This window comes from Bradyrhizobium sp. USDA 4506 (assembly GCF_054058795.1).
In genome coordinates, this window is record NZ_JBSSBM010000002.1 from 1,144,995 (window position 1) to 1,163,149 (window position 18,155).

Annotated in this window: 18 protein-coding genes and 1 pseudogene; 5 read left to right on the plus strand and 14 right to left on the minus strand. The window is 65.6% G+C overall.

Annotated features, from left to right (window positions below):
• Window positions 1-1,149: a GGDEF domain-containing protein gene (locus ACVIHF_RS07610; RefSeq protein ID WP_253609549.1), complete on the minus strand. Its 1,149-nt coding sequence runs from the start codon at window positions 1,147-1,149 to the stop codon at window positions 1-3.
• 417 nt (window positions 1,150-1,566) lie between these two features.
• Here ACVIHF_RS07610 and ACVIHF_RS07615 point away from each other — a divergent pair, with 417 nt between their 5' ends.
• From ACVIHF_RS07615 to ACVIHF_RS07630, 4 genes are all read left to right on the plus strand, one after another.
• Window positions 1,567-2,136 (plus strand): sigma-70 family RNA polymerase sigma factor, encoded by a 570-nt coding sequence (locus ACVIHF_RS07615; protein WP_016843228.1) that lies wholly within the window; start codon window positions 1,567-1,569, stop codon window positions 2,134-2,136.
• Entirely contained in the window at window positions 2,133-2,852 is a 720-nt protein-coding gene (locus ACVIHF_RS07620) for a hypothetical protein (RefSeq protein ID WP_050387103.1), read from the plus strand. Before ACVIHF_RS07615 ends, ACVIHF_RS07620 begins: the two co-directional genes overlap by 4 nt.
• A gap of 37 nt (window positions 2,853-2,889) precedes the next feature.
• Window positions 2,890-4,575 carry a S8 family serine peptidase gene (locus ACVIHF_RS07625; RefSeq protein ID WP_253609548.1) on the plus strand — a complete coding sequence of 562 codons (1,686 nt, stop codon included), beginning with the start codon at window positions 2,890-2,892 and terminating at the stop codon, window positions 4,573-4,575.
• 551 nt (window positions 4,576-5,126) lie between these two features.
• Window positions 5,127-5,618: a TIGR03809 family protein gene (locus tag ACVIHF_RS07630; RefSeq protein WP_253609547.1), complete on the plus strand. Its 492-nt coding sequence runs from the start codon at window positions 5,127-5,129 to the stop codon at window positions 5,616-5,618.
• Between the two features lie 77 nt (window positions 5,619-5,695).
• Here the strand turns inward: ACVIHF_RS07630 and ACVIHF_RS07635 are convergent, their stop codons facing one another.
• A complete protein-coding gene (locus tag ACVIHF_RS07635) occupies window positions 5,696-7,069 on the minus strand; it encodes a TIGR03808 family TAT-translocated repetitive protein (protein WP_253609546.1) in 1,374 nt (457 codons plus the stop codon).
• 462 nt (window positions 7,070-7,531) lie between these two features.
• Here ACVIHF_RS07635 and ACVIHF_RS07640 point away from each other — a divergent pair, with 462 nt between their 5' ends.
• Window positions 7,532-7,822, plus strand: coding sequence for a hypothetical protein (locus tag ACVIHF_RS07640; RefSeq protein WP_057015652.1), 291 nt, complete (start codon window positions 7,532-7,534; stop codon window positions 7,820-7,822).
• Window positions 7,823-7,854: 32 nt separating this feature from the next.
• Here ACVIHF_RS07640 and ACVIHF_RS07645 read toward each other — a convergent pair whose 3' ends face one another.
• From ACVIHF_RS07645 to ACVIHF_RS07700, 12 genes and pseudogenes are all read right to left on the minus strand, one after another.
• Window positions 7,855-8,502: a pyroglutamyl-peptidase I gene (locus ACVIHF_RS07645; RefSeq protein WP_253609544.1), complete on the minus strand. Its 648-nt coding sequence runs from the start codon at window positions 8,500-8,502 to the stop codon at window positions 7,855-7,857.
• Window positions 8,499-9,491 (minus strand): methylmalonyl Co-A mutase-associated GTPase MeaB, encoded by a 993-nt coding sequence (meaB, locus tag ACVIHF_RS07650; RefSeq protein WP_253609543.1) that lies wholly within the window; start codon window positions 9,489-9,491, stop codon window positions 8,499-8,501. The genes ACVIHF_RS07645 and meaB overlap by 4 nt, the downstream gene beginning before the upstream one ends.
• Before the next feature lie 304 nt (window positions 9,492-9,795).
• Window positions 9,796-10,581 carry an RsiV family protein gene (locus ACVIHF_RS07655; RefSeq protein ID WP_256558766.1) on the minus strand — a complete coding sequence of 262 codons (786 nt, stop codon included), beginning with the start codon at window positions 10,579-10,581 and terminating at the stop codon, window positions 9,796-9,798.
• On the minus strand, window positions 10,578-10,922 hold the full coding sequence (locus tag ACVIHF_RS07660; RefSeq protein WP_092079463.1) for a HepT-like ribonuclease domain-containing protein: 345 nt from the start codon (window positions 10,920-10,922) through the stop codon (window positions 10,578-10,580). The genes ACVIHF_RS07655 and ACVIHF_RS07660 overlap by 4 nt, the downstream gene beginning before the upstream one ends.
• Window position 10,923: 1 nt before the next feature.
• A complete protein-coding gene (locus ACVIHF_RS07665) occupies window positions 10,924-11,220 on the minus strand; it encodes a nucleotidyltransferase family protein (protein WP_092079466.1) in 297 nt (98 codons plus the stop codon).
• 34 nt (window positions 11,221-11,254) lie between these two features.
• A pseudogene (scpA, locus tag ACVIHF_RS07670) lies at window positions 11,255-13,412 on the minus strand (methylmalonyl-CoA mutase).
• 55 nt (window positions 13,413-13,467) lie between these two features.
• Window positions 13,468-13,938, minus strand: coding sequence for a GFA family protein (locus ACVIHF_RS07675; RefSeq protein ID WP_253609541.1), 471 nt, complete (start codon window positions 13,936-13,938; stop codon window positions 13,468-13,470).
• Window positions 13,935-15,809 (minus strand): methylmalonyl-CoA mutase subunit beta, encoded by a 1,875-nt coding sequence (locus ACVIHF_RS07680; protein ID WP_253609540.1) that lies wholly within the window; start codon window positions 15,807-15,809, stop codon window positions 13,935-13,937. Before ACVIHF_RS07680 ends, ACVIHF_RS07675 begins: the two co-directional genes overlap by 4 nt.
• 105 nt (window positions 15,810-15,914) lie before the next feature.
• Window positions 15,915-16,406 (minus strand): 2-amino-4-hydroxy-6-hydroxymethyldihydropteridine diphosphokinase, encoded by a 492-nt coding sequence (gene folK, locus ACVIHF_RS07685; RefSeq protein ID WP_253609539.1) that lies wholly within the window; start codon window positions 16,404-16,406, stop codon window positions 15,915-15,917.
• Between the two features lie 6 nt (window positions 16,407-16,412).
• Window positions 16,413-16,793, minus strand: a complete 381-nt coding sequence (gene folB, locus ACVIHF_RS07690) for a dihydroneopterin aldolase (RefSeq protein WP_016842351.1) — start codon at window positions 16,791-16,793, stop codon at window positions 16,413-16,415.
• A complete protein-coding gene (folP, locus tag ACVIHF_RS07695) occupies window positions 16,790-17,647 on the minus strand; it encodes a dihydropteroate synthase (protein WP_456791879.1) in 858 nt (285 codons plus the stop codon). The genes folB and folP overlap by 4 nt, the downstream gene beginning before the upstream one ends.
• Before the next feature lie 87 nt (window positions 17,648-17,734).
• On the minus strand, window positions 17,735-18,142 hold the full coding sequence (locus ACVIHF_RS07700) for a DUF4332 domain-containing protein (protein WP_253609537.1): 408 nt from the start codon (window positions 18,140-18,142) through the stop codon (window positions 17,735-17,737).
• Window positions 18,143-18,155 lie beyond the last annotated feature (13 nt).

The window sequence follows — 18,155 nt, forward strand, 5'->3', positions numbered from 1 at the left end:
TCAGGCGCTGGCGATGCGGTTGCGTCCCCTGGCCTTGGCTGCGTACAGCGCGCCATCGGCGCGGGCGAGCAACGTATCGGAGTTCTCGCGCGGCTTGAGCGTCGTGACGCCTGCGGAGATCGTCACCCGCATGCCGGGCGAGAATGCGCTCCAGTCGAGATCGGCGATGATCGTGCGCAGCCGCTCGAGCGCGCGCATCGCCTGATCCTGCGACAGGTCGGGCAGCACCAGCAAAAATTCCTCGCCGCCGTATCGGCCGAAGCGATCGACGCTGCGGAGGTTGGCGAACATGCCGATGGCGAAGGTGCGCAGCGCCTCGTCGCCGATCGGATGGCCGTAGACGTCGTTGATGCGCTTGAAATGGTCGAGGTCGATCAGCGCAACCGCGCAGGAGCTGCCGTTGCGCGCGCAGCGCGCGATCTCCTCTTCGAGCGTGCGCATGATGCTGCGGCGATTGGAGGCGCCGGTCAGTTCATCGAGCTCCGCGAGCTCCTCGATGCGCCGGTAGGCCTCCTTCAGCTTCAGTCCGCTCTGGTACAGCGATTGCTGCATCGAACTGGAGAAGATGCCGAGGCACATGCAGCGCCCGATCGTCAGCGCGAACACCAGCATGGTGGCGAGGCGATCGATCCGGGTCGCGGTCGGCATCCCGATCGCCTTGTCGGTGCCGAGGAACAGCGCGGCGAGGCCCAGCACCATGACGGTCCAGACGATCGCAGTCTGCCGCGCCGAGGTGCGCAGCGCACCGAAGCCGAACACCACGAACAGGTTGCAGAGAAACAGCACGCCGACTTCCGGCGCGATGTAGGTGAACACCAGCAGGTTCACCATGTTGATCGCCGATTGCGGCGCGACCAGATAGTGGTCGCGGAAGCGCTCGTGAAGGCCGCGCTCGGAGAGCGCCACGTAGACGGCGACCAAAGACAGGCCGGTCAGCGCGTAGGCGGCCGCCACCCAAACCGACGTGGTGCCGCCATGCGCGTAGATCAGCAGCACGACGGCGTCGAGCACGAAGCAGGCCGCGATCATCGACTGGATCTGGCGGCGCTGCTTGGCCCGGCGCGCCAGGCGCTCGGCCGTCAGCCTGGGACGGCCGCTTTCCGATGCGCCCGCGATCGGGCTGGGAAGTGACGACGCAGCGCTGCCCATGGTCTCGCCATTGGTGAAATCCGGCGAAAATCTACGTGGGAAAGCCTTTAGGTTTGGTATCTTTTGGAACCGAATCTACCCCGGTGTAACCCGGTCATCGCCCTTGTTTCGTAAGGGGAATCCGTTCGCAGCGGCGAGGCGGGAGCGATGTGCGGCAAGCCTGCGCCGTGGCGGACTGCGTGACGGTGCTGGCGTGCCGATAAAGCCTTGGTATGGTCGCGCCGGATGGTGCCTGTCCGCGAGAGTTCTAACTACTATGATACCGTTTATCGAGTCTCGGCTGATTTTTCCTCATTGGAAGCGCCGACTGTGGCATAGATCACACATGCAGTGCGGACATTGCCGTAATGTGAAGAATCTTGGCTCTCGCGTCGAACCACGCACCGCCCCCTTCAGACCAACTTTGCGAGACGGGCATTGAGCGCGACACAGGCGGCTTCAGACGACGTTCTGATCGCTCGGATCGCTCAAGGCGACCGGCTTGCCATGCAGGTGCTGTACGGGCGGCACCATGTCAGGGTGTACCGCTTCGGGCTTCGGCTCGTGCGGGACGAACAGGTGGCGGAAGATCTCATCAGCGAGGTCTTTCTGGACGTGTGGCGTCAGGCGGGCAAGTTTGAGGGACGATCCGCCGTTTCGACCTGGCTTCTGGCGATTACCCGGTTCAAGGCGTTGTCTTCGCTGCGGCGAAGGAAGGACGCCGAGCTGGACGATGAGGCCGCGAACGCGATCGAGGACACGTCCGACGATCCGGAAACGGTGGTGCAGAAGAAGGACACCGGTGACACGCTGCGTAGGTGCCTGACGGGACTATCGGCGGAACATCGGGAAATTGTCGATCTTGTCTACTATCACGAGAAATCCGTGGAAGACGTCGCTGAGATCGTGGGGATTCCGGAGAATACCGTGAAGACGCGCCTGTTCTATGCGCGCAAGAAACTTGCCGAGTTGCTGAAGGCAGCCGGTGTCGAGCGAGGTTGGCCATGATGGCTGCGAGAACAAAGGTGCAAGAGCCTGACGATATCGAGATGCTGCTGCCCTGGCACGCGGCCGGCACGCTGAACGCGCGTGACACGCGCCGAGTCGAGGACGCGCTTGCGAGCGATCCGGAGCTCGCCCGGCAATATGCCGTCATTCGCGAGGAATATGCCGAGACCATCGGCCTCAACGAGAGCCTCGGTGCGCCCTCGGCGCGCGCGATGCAGAAGCTGTTCGCCGCGATCGATGCCGAGCCGGAGCACAAGCCGTCGATGGGCGCGCGCATGTCGGCCTCTGTCTCGGAGTTCTTTTCGAAATTGTCGCCGCGGACGCTGGCGTGGTCGTCCGGCCTCGGTGCGGTCGTGGTGTTGTTGCAGGCGGGCGTGATCGGCGCGGTGCTGATGCGCAGCCAGCCGGCTTTGTTCCAGACGGCGTCGCTCGATGTCGCCGAGCGCAGTGCGCCGGTCGCGCCCAGTGCGCCGATCACCCGCGACCTCGGCGCCAGCGTGGCGGCGACGCCGACCCGGCTGCTGGTGCGCTTCACACCCGATGCCAGGGTCGCCGACATCACGTCGCTACTCGACAATTACCAGGCCTCGATCCTCGACGGGAAGGGCGGGATGTTCCGGCTGCAGTTCCGCGCAATGGACAAGAGCAGCGTCGCTGCGCTGATTGCGCGTTTGCAGAAGGAGAAGATCGTCAGCCTCGCGGTCGAAACGCCGTAGTCGGCGGCTGACGGTTCTGCGCCGAGTTGAGGTCACCATGGCCGCTAACGGCCGGACCAGATTGACGAACCACGCGATCGGCGCAGCCGCAGCCTTGTTGCTGGTCTGTGTTGCCGGCTCCGCCTCCGCCCAGAATTTCATGCGATCGCCGACCGGTGGCGCGCCACAGGTCTCGCCCGGGATGCGGGCCAATCCCGGTATCGGAAGGCTTGGTGGCAATCCCGCCGGCGGGTTCGGCGGCTCAGTTGGCCGCATGCCGCCGCCATCGGTGGACCGCGGCCCGGCCACGTCGTGGACCGACGATGGGCCGCGATTGCGCGTGCCGTCCCCCGTGCGCCCCGCGCCCCGTCTCTCTGCCAGCTGCGATGACGGCGATCGCGGCCAATGTTCCGACCGGCCGGTTGCCGGCAACGGCGGCGGCAAGGGCGCAACGCGGAAGGGCAGGGCCGGCGGTGGCGGCAGTTTGCGTGCGCAGGATGCGTCGAGCGTGCGAACCGTGCCGAATGAGCTCGTGGCCGAAATCGACGGTGCATTGACGGAGGCGGAGGCCGATGCACTCGCGCGCCGTCATGGGTTGAGGCGGATCGCCTCGCAGAACGTCGCGCTGCTGGGTGCGACGATCGGCCTGTTCCGCATCCAGGGCAATCGTTCGGCCGAAATGGCGAGCCGCGAGCTCGCAAGCGATGCCGGCGTCCGCTCCGTACAGCCCAACTACCGTTACGCGTTGCAGGATCAAAAGGCGTCGGGCGGCAGCGATCCGGCGCAATATGCCCAGACACAGCTGCATCTGCCCGCGGCCCACAAGCTGGCGCGCGGGATGAATGTCACCATTGCCGTGATCGATTCCGGCGTCGACGCCGCCCATCCGGAATTGGCGAACACGGTCGCCGATACGTTCGATGCGCTCGGCAGCAAGGATGCTCCAAACGCCCACGGCACCGCCATTGCCGGCGCGATTGCGGCGCGTGTCAGGCTCACGGGGAGCGCGCCGGAAGTGCGGATCCTGGCGATCCACGCCTTCGGTGCGGTCGCGGGCGGCGCCGGGAGCACCTCCTTTGTGATCCTCAGGAGCCTCGACTACGCGGTGGCGCATGGCGCGCAGATCGTGAACATGAGCTTCGCCGGACCGAAGGACGCCCTGGTCGAGCGCGCGGTGGCCGCTGCCGTGATGCGGGACGTCGTGCTGGTCGCCGCGGCCGGCAATGCCGGCGCGACATCGCCGCCGCTGTATCCGGCCGCTCATCCCGACGTGATCGCGGTGAGTGGCACCGATGCCGACGACCGGCTGGTGGCGGCCTCGAACCGCGGCAGCCATATCGCGTTGGCGGCCCCGGGCGTCGACCTCCTCGTGCCGGTGCCTGACGGCAAATACCAGCTGATGTCGGGCACATCGTTTTCGGCCGCGTTCGTCAGCGGCATCGCGGCCTTGGTGCTGGAACGGAATCCGGCATTGAAGCCCGCCGAGGTGCGACGGGTCCTGACCAGCACGGCGCGCGATCTCGGGACACCTGGACGTGACGATCTGTTCGGTGCAGGGGAAGCGGATGCGCTTGCCGCGGTGATGGCGGCGACCAGTGCTCCCGTTGCCTCTGCCGCGGGCAAACCGTCGCAGCCTGCACAGCAGGCCGACGGCAATAACACTTCCGTGAGCCGCACGTCGAATGAACCCCCGCCGTCGATCGCATCGGAGGATTCCGCTGCAAATCGCCGTGCTGCGCGATGATTTTCGACGCCGAACGCCTGCAACGGTGCGATGGAACCGCGGCGCGAGAAGGTTAAAAAAATCGCCGGCGATTTGAACGTCCGCCTTCCTCTCACGACTTATGTGTGTGGGAGCGGTTTAACCCTCCCCGGCTATATCAGGCGCGAGCGCCCATCCACCCCAAGCGCCCATATGGCTTTGACCCGTCCGGTTGTCCCCCCGGACGGGTCTTTCATTTTGGGGGCACCCTTGCGTGTCGGACTCGACGGTGCGCGGCACGATGGCGCCGACCGATCGCAACGGGATGGGCGACGCGCGACGGCGGCGGTTTGCTGTGGATCTTTCCGCCGTGCGTTGCCCGGGAGCGGTGCGCATCGCCACCATGGCAAGTCGATGACTTGAAGGCAGTTCGCGCGAGAAACTCCGTAGTAGAGCGGACTTCTTCGATCGCCCGTTTGCGATTAAGAATTTAGTTAGACTTTATTTACCTTTTCCACAGAATATCGGCGTCACGTCCAGTTGATTCGGTTCGGTTGCGTCTGCGTCCGTTTCTTTTCCTGCGGGCAAGTTGAATGACACATCGGACCGACGTGGCCAGAGGCCAGGAGATCGTTGCACGCTGGTGCAACCTCGCCGAGCAAAGGCTGGAGCACCTTACCGAACTGTTCGATACCGGGCGCTGGCGGCGCTATCACAGCGAGCAGGCCTTTCTCGAGAACATCAGGGAAGCCCGCGCCGCGGTCGACATCTGGCGCGAATTGCTGACCCGCGAAGCCTCGCTCGACAATTCGCCGATCGATCTGTCCTGGCTCGGCCGCGGCAGGTCGAAACTGCCGCCGCCCCACATCTCGCCGCCGCCCGAGCGCCGGCCGGAGGCTGCGGTCCTGGCCGAGGCGGCGATTAAGGCGGTCGCGGCCGCGCTGGAAACGGCGGCCGAGGTGCTGGAGCAGCCGCCCACGGTCGCCGACGCGCCGCCGCTGGAGATGCCGCCGGTCATGCCGCCGCCGGTGCTCGATCTCGACACCATCCAGCGGCGCTATCCACTGCTGCGCAACACGCTGTAGGCGACCGCTCTCGCTTATTTTTTGAGCGTGATCTCCGTGCTTGTCGCGAGGAAAAACCGCTTCGCCCTTTTTCGGATCTAGCGCCGCACCGCGTTCGCGCCGACCACGAGCTGCGCATATTGCTGGGCGCCGCCTGCCGACAGATCCGGCGTGATCGGGCGGGCATGGTCGAGCCCGACCACCGCGCCGCGCGGGGTTTCCGAGATCATGTTGTTGTTGATCAGCGCCGTGCCGGCGCCCGGCACCACCGAGACGCCGATGCCGACGAAGGCGTTGCGGACCACGTTGCCTGATATCGCGACATCGCGCAGGTACTTGCCCCAGCCGGCGACGATGCCGAAGGTCGGCGCGTTCTCGATTACATTGCCGGTCACGGTGCTGTCGGCCTCGACATAGATGCCGATGCCGGCGCCGTCGTTCGGGTCGGTGCCTGCAGGGCGCTTCGGCAGCAGGTTGCGGATGATGTTGCCCTGGACCACAGCGATGCGGCCGCCCTCGTTGAAATTGCACACGGAGACGCCGATCGCGGCGCCGTCGACGGTGTTGTTGGCGATCACAGCGGCCTCGAACGAGAACTCCGAATAGAGCGCGACCTCGCGGACATTGCTGACGCTGTTGTCGGTGATGTGGATGTTGGAGGCCGAATTGCCGCGCACCGCCGAGAAGTCGCAGTTCTTGATGCGGTTGCCGCGCACGATCACGTTGCCGGCGCGGAAGGCGTTGATGGCGTTGCCGTACTGCCCGGAGCCGCCGGGGCCGGCCTTGATGTCCTCGATGCGGTTGTCCGCGACGATCGAGCCGTCGTCGCCGATCGCGGTGCGCAGGATCTCGATGCCGTTGTCGTTGGTGCCCTTAATGGTGTTGCGCGACACCATCAGGCCCAGCGCGTCGAACGACACCAGCGCCGTGGTCGCGATCTCGGTGAAGACGTTGTTGCTGACGTCGCCCGACATCTGCTCGAACCAGATGCCGTTGCCGCCGCTGCCGGTGAACCGGCAATCGGTGATGCGGATGTCGCGGCCCGATAGGCAGTGCACGAGGCCGCGCCGGTTCGGCAGCGGGACGTTGCCGCCGTCGAAGCTGAGGCCCATCAGGACGACGCCGCCGGCGCCTTCGCCTTCCAGCAGCGAGGCGCCGCCGTTGAACACCAGCCGGCTGGCGCCGCGCACGCCGATCAGCTGGCTGCCGGGCACAAGCCGCAACGGGCCGGTCCGGTAGACGCCGGGCGGGAACGCCAGCGGCACCTGCGCCCGCGCGGCGTCGTCGATCGCGCGCTGCAAATTGCGGGTCTGGTCGTCGGGGCTGCCGGGGTGCACGCCATATTGCGTGACGTCGCGGCCGAGCGAGCCGGTCGATGGCGCGGCGGCACGCGCGGCGTCCGGCGACATCGCAAGCGCGCCAGCTGCGCCGGCGGCGGTTACTCCGATCAGATGGCGGCGGTTGACGTCCATGGGCAAGGCCCTCGCAACATTCGCGAGCGGTGACGTTCGCGGGTCGAGTGGTAGCGCGAAAGGCGGCGCGGCATGGTGAACACGCCGACGCAGCGGGGCGATTGTTGGCGGTAGGGTTAATCGCGGGTGCAACCGATTCACGTGTCAAACAGGCGTTCCCCGGTATCATCACGCGCGCATGCGCGGGCCCGACACCGGGGAGATGCGGGCCCACGGCTCCTTCCCAGGCGTCGTCCCGGCGAAGGCCGGGATCCATACGCCGCGGCTTGTGTTGTGAACGGGACTCGTCATTGCAGCGACGCTCAACAATGATCTTTCGTGGTTATGGGTCCCGGCCTTCGCCGGGACGACACTGAATGGCCGTTGCAGACCTCGTCATTCGATCCAATTTTAGTATTTGCCGGGGTCTACGGTTGACGCGTCTGGAGTATTGCTCGCCCGCTGGCTTGAGAGGAGAGACCGGTGTTTGACGTAGGAGACCTGGTTGTCTGCATCGACAATGGCCCGAAGAAGGGAGCCATTGGGCCGGTAGTGCCCATCCATCATCTGCTGCACAAGGGGCGCATCTACCGTGTCAATTTCATCGGGACGACCTGGACGGGGAGTCTGACCGTCGGGCTAGCAGGCGTCGCGTTACCTCCTCCGATGATTGGGTTCGAACCTTACAGATTCCGCAAGATCGATCCTGCGGAGCCTGAATTTATTGAAATGATGCGCAGCTTGCGTACGCGTGAGTTGGAGGATGCCAACTAGGGGCGTGCACTTGCACCACCCAATCCGCACGCTCACGCGCGTGCGGCTTGCCGCGTTAGCTTCACCAGCTCCATCAGCATGGCCTCGCCGGCATCGACGAGCGCTTCCAGCGTGATGGATGATTTGCCGGGCGCTGCCGTGCCATCATGGGCGAGCGGCGGAACGTGGACGAATTGCGCGAGGCGCAAGTCATTGTCGTGGTTCACGGCCTCGATCGCGCGCCAGCTCAGGTAGTTGCAGAGATAGCTGCCGGCGTCGCGCGAGGCTCGCGCGTCGATCCCGGTCGCCAGCACGGCGCGCAGCAATTTTTCAGTTTGAGGCCCGAACAAGCGCGCATCGGCGCCGCCCTCGATCGATCCCTTGCGCGCATGCTGGCGGCCGGCATCCGGGAAGCGCGTCGTCACCGCGTTGCGGGCGCGGCTTTCGATCCGCAGATAGCCGGTGCGGCCGGCGAGGCCGAACATCAAGAGCGCTTGCGGGCGATGTTGTGCGATCAGCTCCGGCAATTCGCGATCGACGGCGGCGTAGGTGACGTCGAAGATGTGGCTCGACAATGCGACGTCGTCGAAGGCCGGGCGGCGCAGGGCGGTCAACCGCTTCACCAATGGCATGGTCGGGTTGAACGGCGCGCCCGGGAACGGCCCGAAGCCGGTGACGAGGATGCGCAGCCTGCCGCTCAATGCAGCATCTCCGCGATCTGTTCGGCAGCGACCGCGGGCGAGATGCGGCCGCCGGCGACCTCGGCCTCCATCTTCTTCACCTTGGCGCGGATCGCGGCATCCGAGCGCAGCCGCGCCATCATCCGGCTCTCCAGCATCGACCACATCCACTTCACCTGCTGTTCCCTGCGGCGGCCGGCGAACTCGCCCGAGGCGTTCATCGCGGTACGGTGGTCGAGGATCTTCTGCCAGAGCCGGTCGAGCCCGGCGCCGGTCAGCGCGGAATAGGTCTCCACCGGCGGATGCCAGTGCTCGGAGCGTGGTGCCAGGATGTGCAGCGCGCTGCGATAGTCGGCGGCGGCGAGGTTGGCGCGCTTGAGGTTGTCGCCGTCGGCCTTGTTGATCGCGATCATGTCGGCGAGCTCGACAAGGCCCTTTTTGATGCCCTGCAGCTCGTCGCCGGCGCCGGGCAGCATCAAGGCCAGGAAGAAGTCGGTCATATCGCAGACCGCGGTCTCGGACTGGCCGATGCCGACGGTCTCGACCAGCACCACGTCGAAGCCGGCGGCCTCGCACAGCAGCATCGCCTCGCGGGTCTTCGCCGCGACGCCGCCGAGCGTGCCCGAGGAGGGCGAGGGGCGAATGAAGGCCTGGTCGGAGACGGCGAGCCGCGCCATCCGGGTCTTGTCGCCGAGGATCGAGCCGCCGGTGCGCGCCGAGGACGGATCGACCGCCAGCACTGCAACCTTGTGGCCGCGCTCGATCAAGAACATGCCGAGCGCATCGATGGTGGTCGATTTGCCGACGCCGGGCGAGCCGGTGATGCCGACCCGCACCGCCTTGCCGGTGTCGGGCAATAGCGCCTGCACCAGCTCGCGCGCCGCCGCCTGGTGGTCGCCGCGCCGGCTCTCGACCAGCGTGATCGCCCGCGCCAGCGCGGCGCGGTGGCCAGCACGGAGGTCCTTGGCGAGGGCGCTGATGTCGGGAGCGGCAGGCTTCGGTGAGGTCATGGTGTTGGTTTACAACGGCTGGCCATGGCAGGCGAGGGGAACGCGGATCGGCACGTCGCAGGGGCGCACTGCCAAAATGTCGAAAACAACCCCTTGCAAAGGAGCCGGCGGCTGGCAGCCGGCGTGCGACAAGGCTACTTGACACGTCGGGCAACTCAGCGGCATTCTTCCATTATCCAGAAATCGTGCAGACACCCGTAGCCCGGGTGAGCCAACGGGTCGCGCGAACGCGCGCCCGATGACAGGCTCCGCGATGTCAGGGGAAACCGGCCCCACATATCGCTTCGCTCATGCGGGCTACGAACTATTGCTGCTCGTCCGCATCGCCCTTCGGCCGCGCGCCGGCGAAGATTTCTGCGCCATCCGGCGTCAGATAGGGCTTCAGCGTCTCCCACGGAACGAAGATGACATACTGGCCTTCGGCGTAGGGGCCGACGGCATAGGGCGGGTAGTGGAAGGTGAGGCCGGAACTCTTGCCTGACACGGTCGACGGCGCCAGCGTCACGGCGCCGATCTTGAGCAGGGTTGGCTTCAACTCCTTGTACCACTCGGCGGTTGCGGTCTCGCCGGCGCCGCGCCGCTTCCTCTCGGCGTTGAGCGCGCTGACGATGGCCTTGCGCATCGCCGTCAGAGTCGGGCCGTTGTCCGTCGTCTCGGTGAAGAAGGGACGGATGCTGATGCGCTTCTTCGCCGTGGTGTCCCACAGGATGGTGTTGACGTCGGAGTTCGGATGCGCGCCGTGGGTGTCCATGTAGTCGTCGCGCAGCACGCTCACATAGCGGCCGTCGACGACGGAGCGCTCGGAGTATTTGCGTTCGAACGAGTAGCCGCCGCGATCTTTGAAAAGCTCAGGCCCCTGCTTGCGGTCGGCCGCAGCCGCGGCGGCATTCTTCTCGATCCACTTCTTGCCTTCCGCGAGGTAGCCGGCTGCCAGCGCGCTGTCTGCCTTGATCTTGTCGTCGAGATAGACGTTGGCCTCGATGCTTGCGTTCCTGATCGTGGCATCAGGCTTGGGGTCTGCGGCGATGGCGAGGGAAATGAAGACGAAGCCCGATATCAGGGCAACGGCCCACTTCACGATGATAGTCAATGCTTCGATTCCCTGGCGAGTTGATCGACGAACGCCTTCAATGGCAACAGATCATCCTCAATCATGATCCATAACAAGCCAGCGTCGGTCCGATGATAGGCATGGCGCAACCAGTTTCCGAGATCGGCCAATCGCCTCCAGTTGATACCTGTTTCCTTGGCCTTCAAATCGGTTGGAATGTGCCTTGATGCTTCGCTGATCATCTCAAGCAGCCGCTCCACGGCCAGCCGCATCACCAGATTGCTGGTGAAGCTCTCGCGGGTTTGCCCGGCCGTTATGTCCCGAATGCTATCGATCGCTGCGGCAATGTGGCCTATGCGGTCTGCAACGGTTGGCTGCACGTCAGAATACTTCGAGAATATCGTCGGCAATTCGTTGTGCCAGGCGAGGAGGAAGGGATCGCTTCATCGTTGCTTGCGCCTGCAAGCCCGTCGCGTCTTCAATGATATGCTCGACGCCGATCAGGTTGAGTAGCGAAAACGAGGCATCGGGCTCGACTTCAACCAGCACATCGACGTCACTGTCGTGCCGATAGTCGCCGCGCACGCGCGATCCAAAGATCGCAAGCTTCGACACGCCCTCTGCCTTGATGGCATCGGCATTCTCTCGTATCGCTGCCACGATCTCTTCGCGTGTCATGGTTTGGGACCTTGCAATCCCGCTAATCTATCATCTACTCCGCCGCCGCGCTATGGCCGAGCCGGGCGTTGAGCTTGTGGATCAGCTCCTCGGCGGCATCCGAGATCACGGTGCCCGGCGGGAAGATCGCCTCGGCGCCGGCGGCATAGAGCGCGTCGTAATCCTGCGGTGGCACCACGCCGCCGATGATGATCATGATGTCGTCGCGGCCGTGTTTCTTCAGCGCCGCCTTCAATTCCGGCACCGCGGTGAGATGCGCCGCGGCGAGCGAGGAGACGCCGAGGATGTGGACGTCGTTCTCGACCGCTTGCCGCGCAGCTTCGTCGGCGGTTGCGAACAGCGGTCCGATATCGACGTCGAAGCCGACGTCGGCAAAGGCGGATGCGATCACCTTCTGGCCGCGGTCATGGCCGTCCTGGCCGATCTTGGCGACCAAGATGCGCGGGCGGCGGCCCTCGGCCTCCTCGAACGCATCGATCAGGGCCTGCACTTTTTCGACCTTGTTGGACATCGCCGCTGCCTCTCGCTTGTAGACGCCGGTGATGGACTTGATCTCGGCGCGGTGGCGGCCGAACACCTTTTCCATGGCGTCCGAAATTTCGCCGACGGTGGCTTTGGCGCGAGCGGCGTCGATCGCCAGCGCCAGCAAATTGCCGTTGCCTTCGCCCGCCGAGCGGGTAAGCGCGGCGAGCGCCGCATCGACGTCCTTCTGGTTGCGCTCCTTCTTGAGCCGCGCCAGCTTGTCGATCTGCAGCCGACGCACGGTGGAGTTCTCCACCTTCAAGACGTCGATCCGCTTCTCGTTCTCGGGCTTGAACTTGTTGACGCCGATCACCGCCTGGCGGCCGGCATCGATCCGCGCCTGGGTCTTGGCGGAGGCTTCCTCGATCCTGAGCTTCGGCACGCCGGCCTCGATCGCCTTGGCCATGCCGCCGAGCGCCTCGACCTCCTGGATGTGCCCCCAGGCCTTCTGCGCGAGATCGCGGGTCAGCCGCTCGACATAGTAGGAGCCGCCCCAGGGATCGATGATGCGGTTGGTGCCGCTCTCCTGCTGCAGGAACAATTGGGTGTTGCGGGCGATACGCGCGGAGAAGTCGGTCGGCAGCGCCAGGGCCTCGTCCAGGGCGTTGGTGTGCAGCGACTGGGTGTGGCCTTGCGTTGCCGCCATCGCCTCGATCGTGGTGCGCATCACGTTGTTGAACACGTCCTGCGCGGTCAGCGACCAGCCCGAGGTCTGGCAATGGGTGCGCAGCGACAGCGAGCGCGGATCCTTCGGATTGAACTGCTTGAGCAGCTTGGCCCATAACAGCCGCGCGGCGCGCATCTTGGCGACTTCCATGAAGAAGTTCATGCCGATCGCCCAGAAGAACGACAGCCGCGGCGCAAAGCGGTCGACGTCGAGGCCCGCGGCAAGCCCGGCGCGCAGATATTCGACGCCATCGGCCAGCGTATAGGCGAGCTCGAGGTCCTGCGTCGCGCCGGCCTCCTGCATGTGGTAGCCGGAAATGGAAATGGAATTGTATTTCGGCATCCGCTGCGAGGTGTAGGCGAAGATGTCGGAGATGATCCGCATCGAGGGCGCCGGCGGATAGATGTAGGTGTTGCGCACCATGAACTCTTTCAGAATGTCGTTCTGAATGGTGCCCGACAGTTTCTCCGGCGGCACGCCCTGTTCCTCGGCAGCCGCGACGAACAGCGCGAGGATCGGCAGCACCGCGCCGTTCATGGTCATCGACACGCTCATCTGGTCGAGCGGGATGCCGAGCAAACAGCGTGCGCATGTCGTAGATGGAATCGATCGCGACGCCGGCCATGCCGACGTCGCCGGAGACGCGCGGATGATCCGAGTCATAGCCGCGATGGGTGGCGAGGTCGAAGGCGACCGACAGGCCCTTCTGTCCGGCCGCGAGGTTGCGGCGATAGAACGCGTTGGAATCCTCCGCCGTGGAGAAGCCGGCATATTGCCGGATGGTCCAGGGCTGGTTGACATACATGGTCGGGTAGGGGCCGCGCAGATAGGGCGCGATGCCGGGCCAGGTCTCGAGGAAGTCGATGCCTTCGAGATCGGCCTCGCCATAGACGGGCTTCACCGGGATGCCCTCGGGCGTCAGCCACGGCTCGGCGCTCGCAGCCGGGGCCGTACTGGCCACGGGCTGGAAGGCGACATCGGCGAAATTGGGAATGCGGGTCATCCCTGGGCTTCCTCAAACTGGCGATTGCGTTCGATCAATCGCTGTAGCTTCTAATTCAATCATGGTCCGGATGCTGATGGCTGACGATGGTCGCCATCTTGTCCGGTCCGTAATTCTGCATCGTGGTCTGGCTCGGCAGGTTGGCGATGCCGACCACCCAGCCGTGGCGGGACTCGGTTCCGAATTGCTGCGTCGGTATCACCCGGTCGGGCCGGTCGAAGGCGCCGGTCATGATCTCGATCCGCGGCCCGTCGATACGGCGGAAGCTCAGGGGTGTTCCGCAGGCCGCGCAGAAGTCGCGCTCGGCGATCGAGGAGGACCTGAACGCGGCGGGCTTGCCGCGGGTCCATTTGAAGTCGTTGCGATCGATGTCGGCGAAAGAGGCAAATGGCGCCCCGGACGCCTTCTGGCACATCCGGCAGTGGCAGATGCTGATCCGGGTCGGCGCCGCCGAGACGGCAAATCGGACGGCGCCGCATTGGCAGCCGCCGGTCAGAACAGGTGTCGTTGGTGCCTCTGCGCTCATGTCTGCTCCATCCGCCGATAGGCCTCGCGCAATGTCGCCAGCGCATCACCGCCGGCGAAGACGAACTCGCCGATGCCGGCCGCCCGCAGCGCCGCTTCCTGGTCGGCGGGCCGCCCTGCCAGATAGATATGCCTTGCACCGGCGCCTTGAAGGGCCCTGGCGGCCTCACTGGCGCTGGCGGCATAGACCTTATCCGAGGAACAAATGCACGCCATCGCCGCGCCCGAGGCCTTGTAGGCCGCGGCCAGCGCCGCCGCGTCGGCAAAACCCTCGCTGTCGATAGCCTCGATCCCGCCGGTTTCGAAGAAACTCTTGGCGAAGGTCGCGCGGGCTGTGAAGTCCGCGGCGGTGCCGAGATTGGCCAGGAATATGTTCGGCCGGGCGCCATGCGCCTTCAGCGCGGCATCCGACTTGTCGCGCAGCGCCTCGAACGGTTCGGCAAGCCGCGTCGGCGCGAGGGCGTCGAATTTCACCTTGGCGCCGGCGAGGGACGCCGGCGCTGATGGTTTCACATCCAGCACTGCGGGGGCGGCCTCGCGCAGATCCGGAAATTCGCTGGCGCCGGTCAGCACGTCGCGGCGCTTCGCCACATTGGTCTCGCGCAGCAATCGCGTCGCGGCGACCTTGTTTTGCAGCAGCCCCTGCTCGAGCGCGGCGAAGATGCCGCCGGCCTTCTCGATCTCCTGGAACAGCGTCCACGCCGCCTCGCAGAGCTGCGAGGTCAGTGTCTCGATGCCGCCGGCGCCGGCCGCGGGATCGGACACCTTTGCCAGGTTGGATTCATCGAGCAGCACGAGTTGCGTGTTGCGCGCCACGCGCCGGGCGAAGTCGTCAGGCAGGCCGAGCGCCAGCGTGTGCGGCAGCACCGTGATCGCATTGGCCCCGCCGAGCCCGGCCGCAAAGGTCGCGATCGTCGCACGTAGCATGTTCACATTGGGATCGCGCTGGGTCAGCATGCGCCAGGCGGTCTGCGCGTTGACGAAGATCGGCTTTGGCGCAAGCCCGCAGGCCTCTTCGATCCTTGCCCAGAGGCGGCGCAGCGCGCGGAATTTCGCCATGGTCAGGAACTGGTCGGCATCGGCGCTGAGGCGGAACGAGATGCCCGCGCGCGCCGCATCGAGATCGATGCCGGCGCCTTCCAGCATGCGCAGATAGGCGAGGCCCAGCGCGAGCGTGAACGCGAGTTCCTGCACCTCGGAGCCGCCGGCATCATGGACCGGCCGGCCGTCGGCCAGCACGAACGGCCCCTTGAAGCCGCGCTTGATCAGGCCATTGACGACCTGGCCGAACGACTTTTCGTAGTTGGGCCAGGCGATGGCCGCAGCACCGCGCACGGCCATGGTGCTGAGCGCCTGGTAATTGAAATGCAGATCGAGCTTGGCCGGGTCGAGCTTGCGGACCTCGACCATGTCGGCAAAGGTCTCGCCGGCGTTCTCGCGGCCGATCACCGGGTTGAGCGCGATCATGATGCCGGCATCGAGATGGACGCCGCCGCAGGCGCGCGCCAGCGTCTTCTTGCTGGCATCGGCAAGACCGAAGCCGCGCGCGCCGGGACCGCCGGCGAACTCGAATTCGAGGCCGGTCGCGCCGTTCTCGAGATCCTGCAGCGCCTGCGCATTGGCTTGTGCGGCATCGGGATGATCGACCCGCTGCAGGATCTGCCAGGGTGCAGCGGCGGCGCGGCCGGCAAGCGGGCTTGAATTGGTGGCGCGGCGGTAGATCGGATCGATCTTCAGGCCGTCATAGGTCTTGCCGACCAGCTTCTCGAACGGGGCGCCCTTCAGCACGCCGTCGACCAGCTTGCGCCAGTCGTCATAGGTCGCAGGTCGAAAATCCGAAGCCAGAGCCAAATCGTCAGTCGAGGTCGTCATCCGCCCAAATCGTCCTTCACCGGCCCCGCGCGGGGCCCCTTGATTTGGCCGGAAATTGCCACGGGCGGGCGGCCAAGCCAAACGGTTGTTTGCGGTGGTTTGGCTTTAATCGAGGTCCGCTAGACGGAAAATACCGTCGGTAGAGACCTTGGCCAGCGCATCGGCGACGCGGCGCCCGGCGATGACGCGGTCGGGAACGATCTCGGCGAGCGGCACCAAGACGAAGGCGCGTTCGAACAAACGCGGGTGCGGCAGCGTCAGTTCCGGCTTGTTCAGTGTGACGTCGTCATAGGCGATCAGGTCGAGGTCGAGGGTGCGCGGCCCCCAGCGCTGCTCGTTCTTGCGGTCGCGGCCGAATTTGGCTTCGATCTTGTGCAGCGTGAACAGCAGCGCATGCGGATCGAGACTGGTCTCGATCTCGATGCAGGCATTGATGAAGCTGTCCTGCTGCTGCTCGCCCCAGGGTGGTGTCGAATAATCCGACGAGCGTGCGATGAGCGCGGCCTGGGTCATGCCGCAGATATTGGCGATCGCCTTGCGAAACGTGGTGCGGACGTCGCCGACATTGCCGCCGAGGGCGATCAGGACGTCAGCCATCTGCTTTCAACCCTGGGGCGGTTGATGGCGCGAGCGGGTCAGTACGACGCCGACATCGTCGAAGATCGCGGCGATCGGCGCGTGCGGCTTGTGCACCGTGACCTTGACCGCCCGGATGCGCGGAAAACTCGCCAGGATGTCCTCGGCCACCGCACCCGCGGCGCGCTCCAGCAGCTTGTAGTTGGTGTTCTTGAATGCCGACGTCGCGGTCGCCACCACGTTGGAATAGGAGACGGTGTCGGAGAGGCGATCGGTGCGCGAGGATTCCGAGAGGTCGGTATAGAGCTCGAGATCGATGACGAAGCGCTGCCCGACTTCGGTCTCATGTTCCATCACGCCATGACGGGCATGGATGACGATCCCAGTGATGAAGATCGTATCGGTCATTGCTGTCCCTCGATTGCTGCGGCCACGCGCAGCGCCTGAACGGTTTCGGCGACGTCATGCGCGCGGATGATGCGGGCGCCATTCCGCGCGGCGATCAGATGCGCCGCGATCGAGCCGCCGATCCGCTGTTGCGGCTCCGACGGCACGACCGTGCCGATGAAGCGCTTGCGCGAGGCGCCGACCAGCAGCGGCAGTCGGAACGCGTCGAGCTCGGAGAGCCGCGCCAACGCGATCATGCTCTGCTCCGGGGTCTTGCCGAAGCCGATGCCGGGATCGAGCACGATCCGGTCGGGCGAAATGCCGGCGCTCGCGGCGATCGCGAGCGAGCGCTCGAAGAAGGCGGCGATGTCTTGCATGATGTCGATCGCCGGATCGGCCTGCTCGCGATTGTGCATGATGATCACGGGCACGCCGCGCGCGGCGACCAGCGGCGCCATGCCGGCATCGCGCTGCAGGCCCCAGACGTCGTTGGCGATCGCCGCGCCGTGGTCGAGCGCCCAGGCCACGACCTCCGATTTCATACTGTCGATCGAGACCGGCACGCCAAGGGCGATCACGTCGGCCAGCACCGGTTTAAGCCGCGCCATCTCGGCCTCGGCGGTGACCGGCTGCGAGCCGTAGGGACGGGTGGATTCCGCGCCGATGTCGATGATATCGGCGCCCTCGGTGACCAGCTTGCGGGCCTGTGCCAGCGCCTCTTCGGGTGCGGCGAACTGGCCGCCGTCGGAGAACGAGTCCGGCGTCACGTTCAGGATGCCCATCACGGCCGGATAGGGCCGCGACAACAGCGCCGGCAGCACCGCCGATACGGCCGGGCCGGTCACCGTCGATGCCATGGGCTTGCTCGCCATCATGCGGTGGCTTTGCGCTGACCGCGGCGGCAAGTCAAGGTGTGGCGCTGACGGGTGACGCGGCCCGCGGCCGAATGCCGTTAAGACAGGCTAATAGGTGATCTTGGGAGGCAGCTTGCGTGCCTCTTCGATCAGCAGCTCGACCGACTTCTCCGACGGCATCACGCGGACGAGCTTACGCCGCACATTGGCGTCCTTCATGCTCTGCGCGAGCCGCGACGGGTTGCGGTGCGCGAGCTCGCGCACGGTGGTGACGCCGGCGGCGCGGACCAGGCCGACCTTCGCCTTGCCCATGCCGGGAATCCGCATGTAGTCGGAGATGTTGGCCCATTCGAGCAATTGTTGTTCGCTGATCCCGGTCTTGGCGGCGAGCGCCTTGCGTCCCTTGACGGTGCGGGCGGCTTCAAGCAGTGCGTCGGTCGTGCGGATACCGTGCGATTTCAGTTTGGTGGCGCAATAGGCGGACAGGCCTTCGATCTCGGAGAGGGGGTATGTCATGATACTCGTATGC

Coding starts and splice junctions, on each gene's coding strand:
- ACVIHF_RS07610 (WP_253609549.1), bottom strand. CDS start 1,149: ATGGGCAGCGCTGCGTCGTCACTTCCCAGCCCGATCGCGGGCGCATCG.
- ACVIHF_RS07620 (WP_050387103.1), top strand. CDS start 2,133: ATGATGGCTGCGAGAACAAAGGTGCAAGAGCCTGACGATATCGAGATG.
- ACVIHF_RS07625 (WP_253609548.1), top strand. CDS start 2,890: ATGGCCGCTAACGGCCGGACCAGATTGACGAACCACGCGATCGGCGCA.
- ACVIHF_RS07630 (WP_253609547.1), top strand. CDS start 5,127: ATGACACATCGGACCGACGTGGCCAGAGGCCAGGAGATCGTTGCACGC.
- ACVIHF_RS07635 (WP_253609546.1), bottom strand. CDS start 7,069: ATGGACGTCAACCGCCGCCATCTGATCGGAGTAACCGCCGCCGGCGCA.
- meaB (WP_253609543.1), bottom strand. CDS start 9,491: ATGACCTCACCGAAGCCTGCCGCTCCCGACATCAGCGCCCTCGCCAAG.
- ACVIHF_RS07665 (WP_092079466.1), bottom strand. CDS start 11,220: ATGACACGCGAAGAGATCGTGGCAGCGATACGAGAGAATGCCGATGCC.
- ACVIHF_RS07675 (WP_253609541.1), bottom strand. CDS start 13,938: ATGAGCGCAGAGGCACCAACGACACCTGTTCTGACCGGCGGCTGCCAA.
- ACVIHF_RS07680 (WP_253609540.1), bottom strand. CDS start 15,809: ATGACGACCTCGACTGACGATTTGGCTCTGGCTTCGGATTTTCGACCT.
- folK (WP_253609539.1), bottom strand. CDS start 16,406: ATGGCTGACGTCCTGATCGCCCTCGGCGGCAATGTCGGCGACGTCCGC.
- folB (WP_016842351.1), bottom strand. CDS start 16,793: ATGACCGATACGATCTTCATCACTGGGATCGTCATCCATGCCCGTCAT.
- folP (WP_456791879.1), bottom strand. CDS start 17,647: ATGATGGCGAGCAAGCCCATGGCATCGACGGTGACCGGCCCGGCCGTA.
- ACVIHF_RS07700 (WP_253609537.1), bottom strand. CDS start 18,142: ATGACATACCCCCTCTCCGAGATCGAAGGCCTGTCCGCCTATTGCGCC.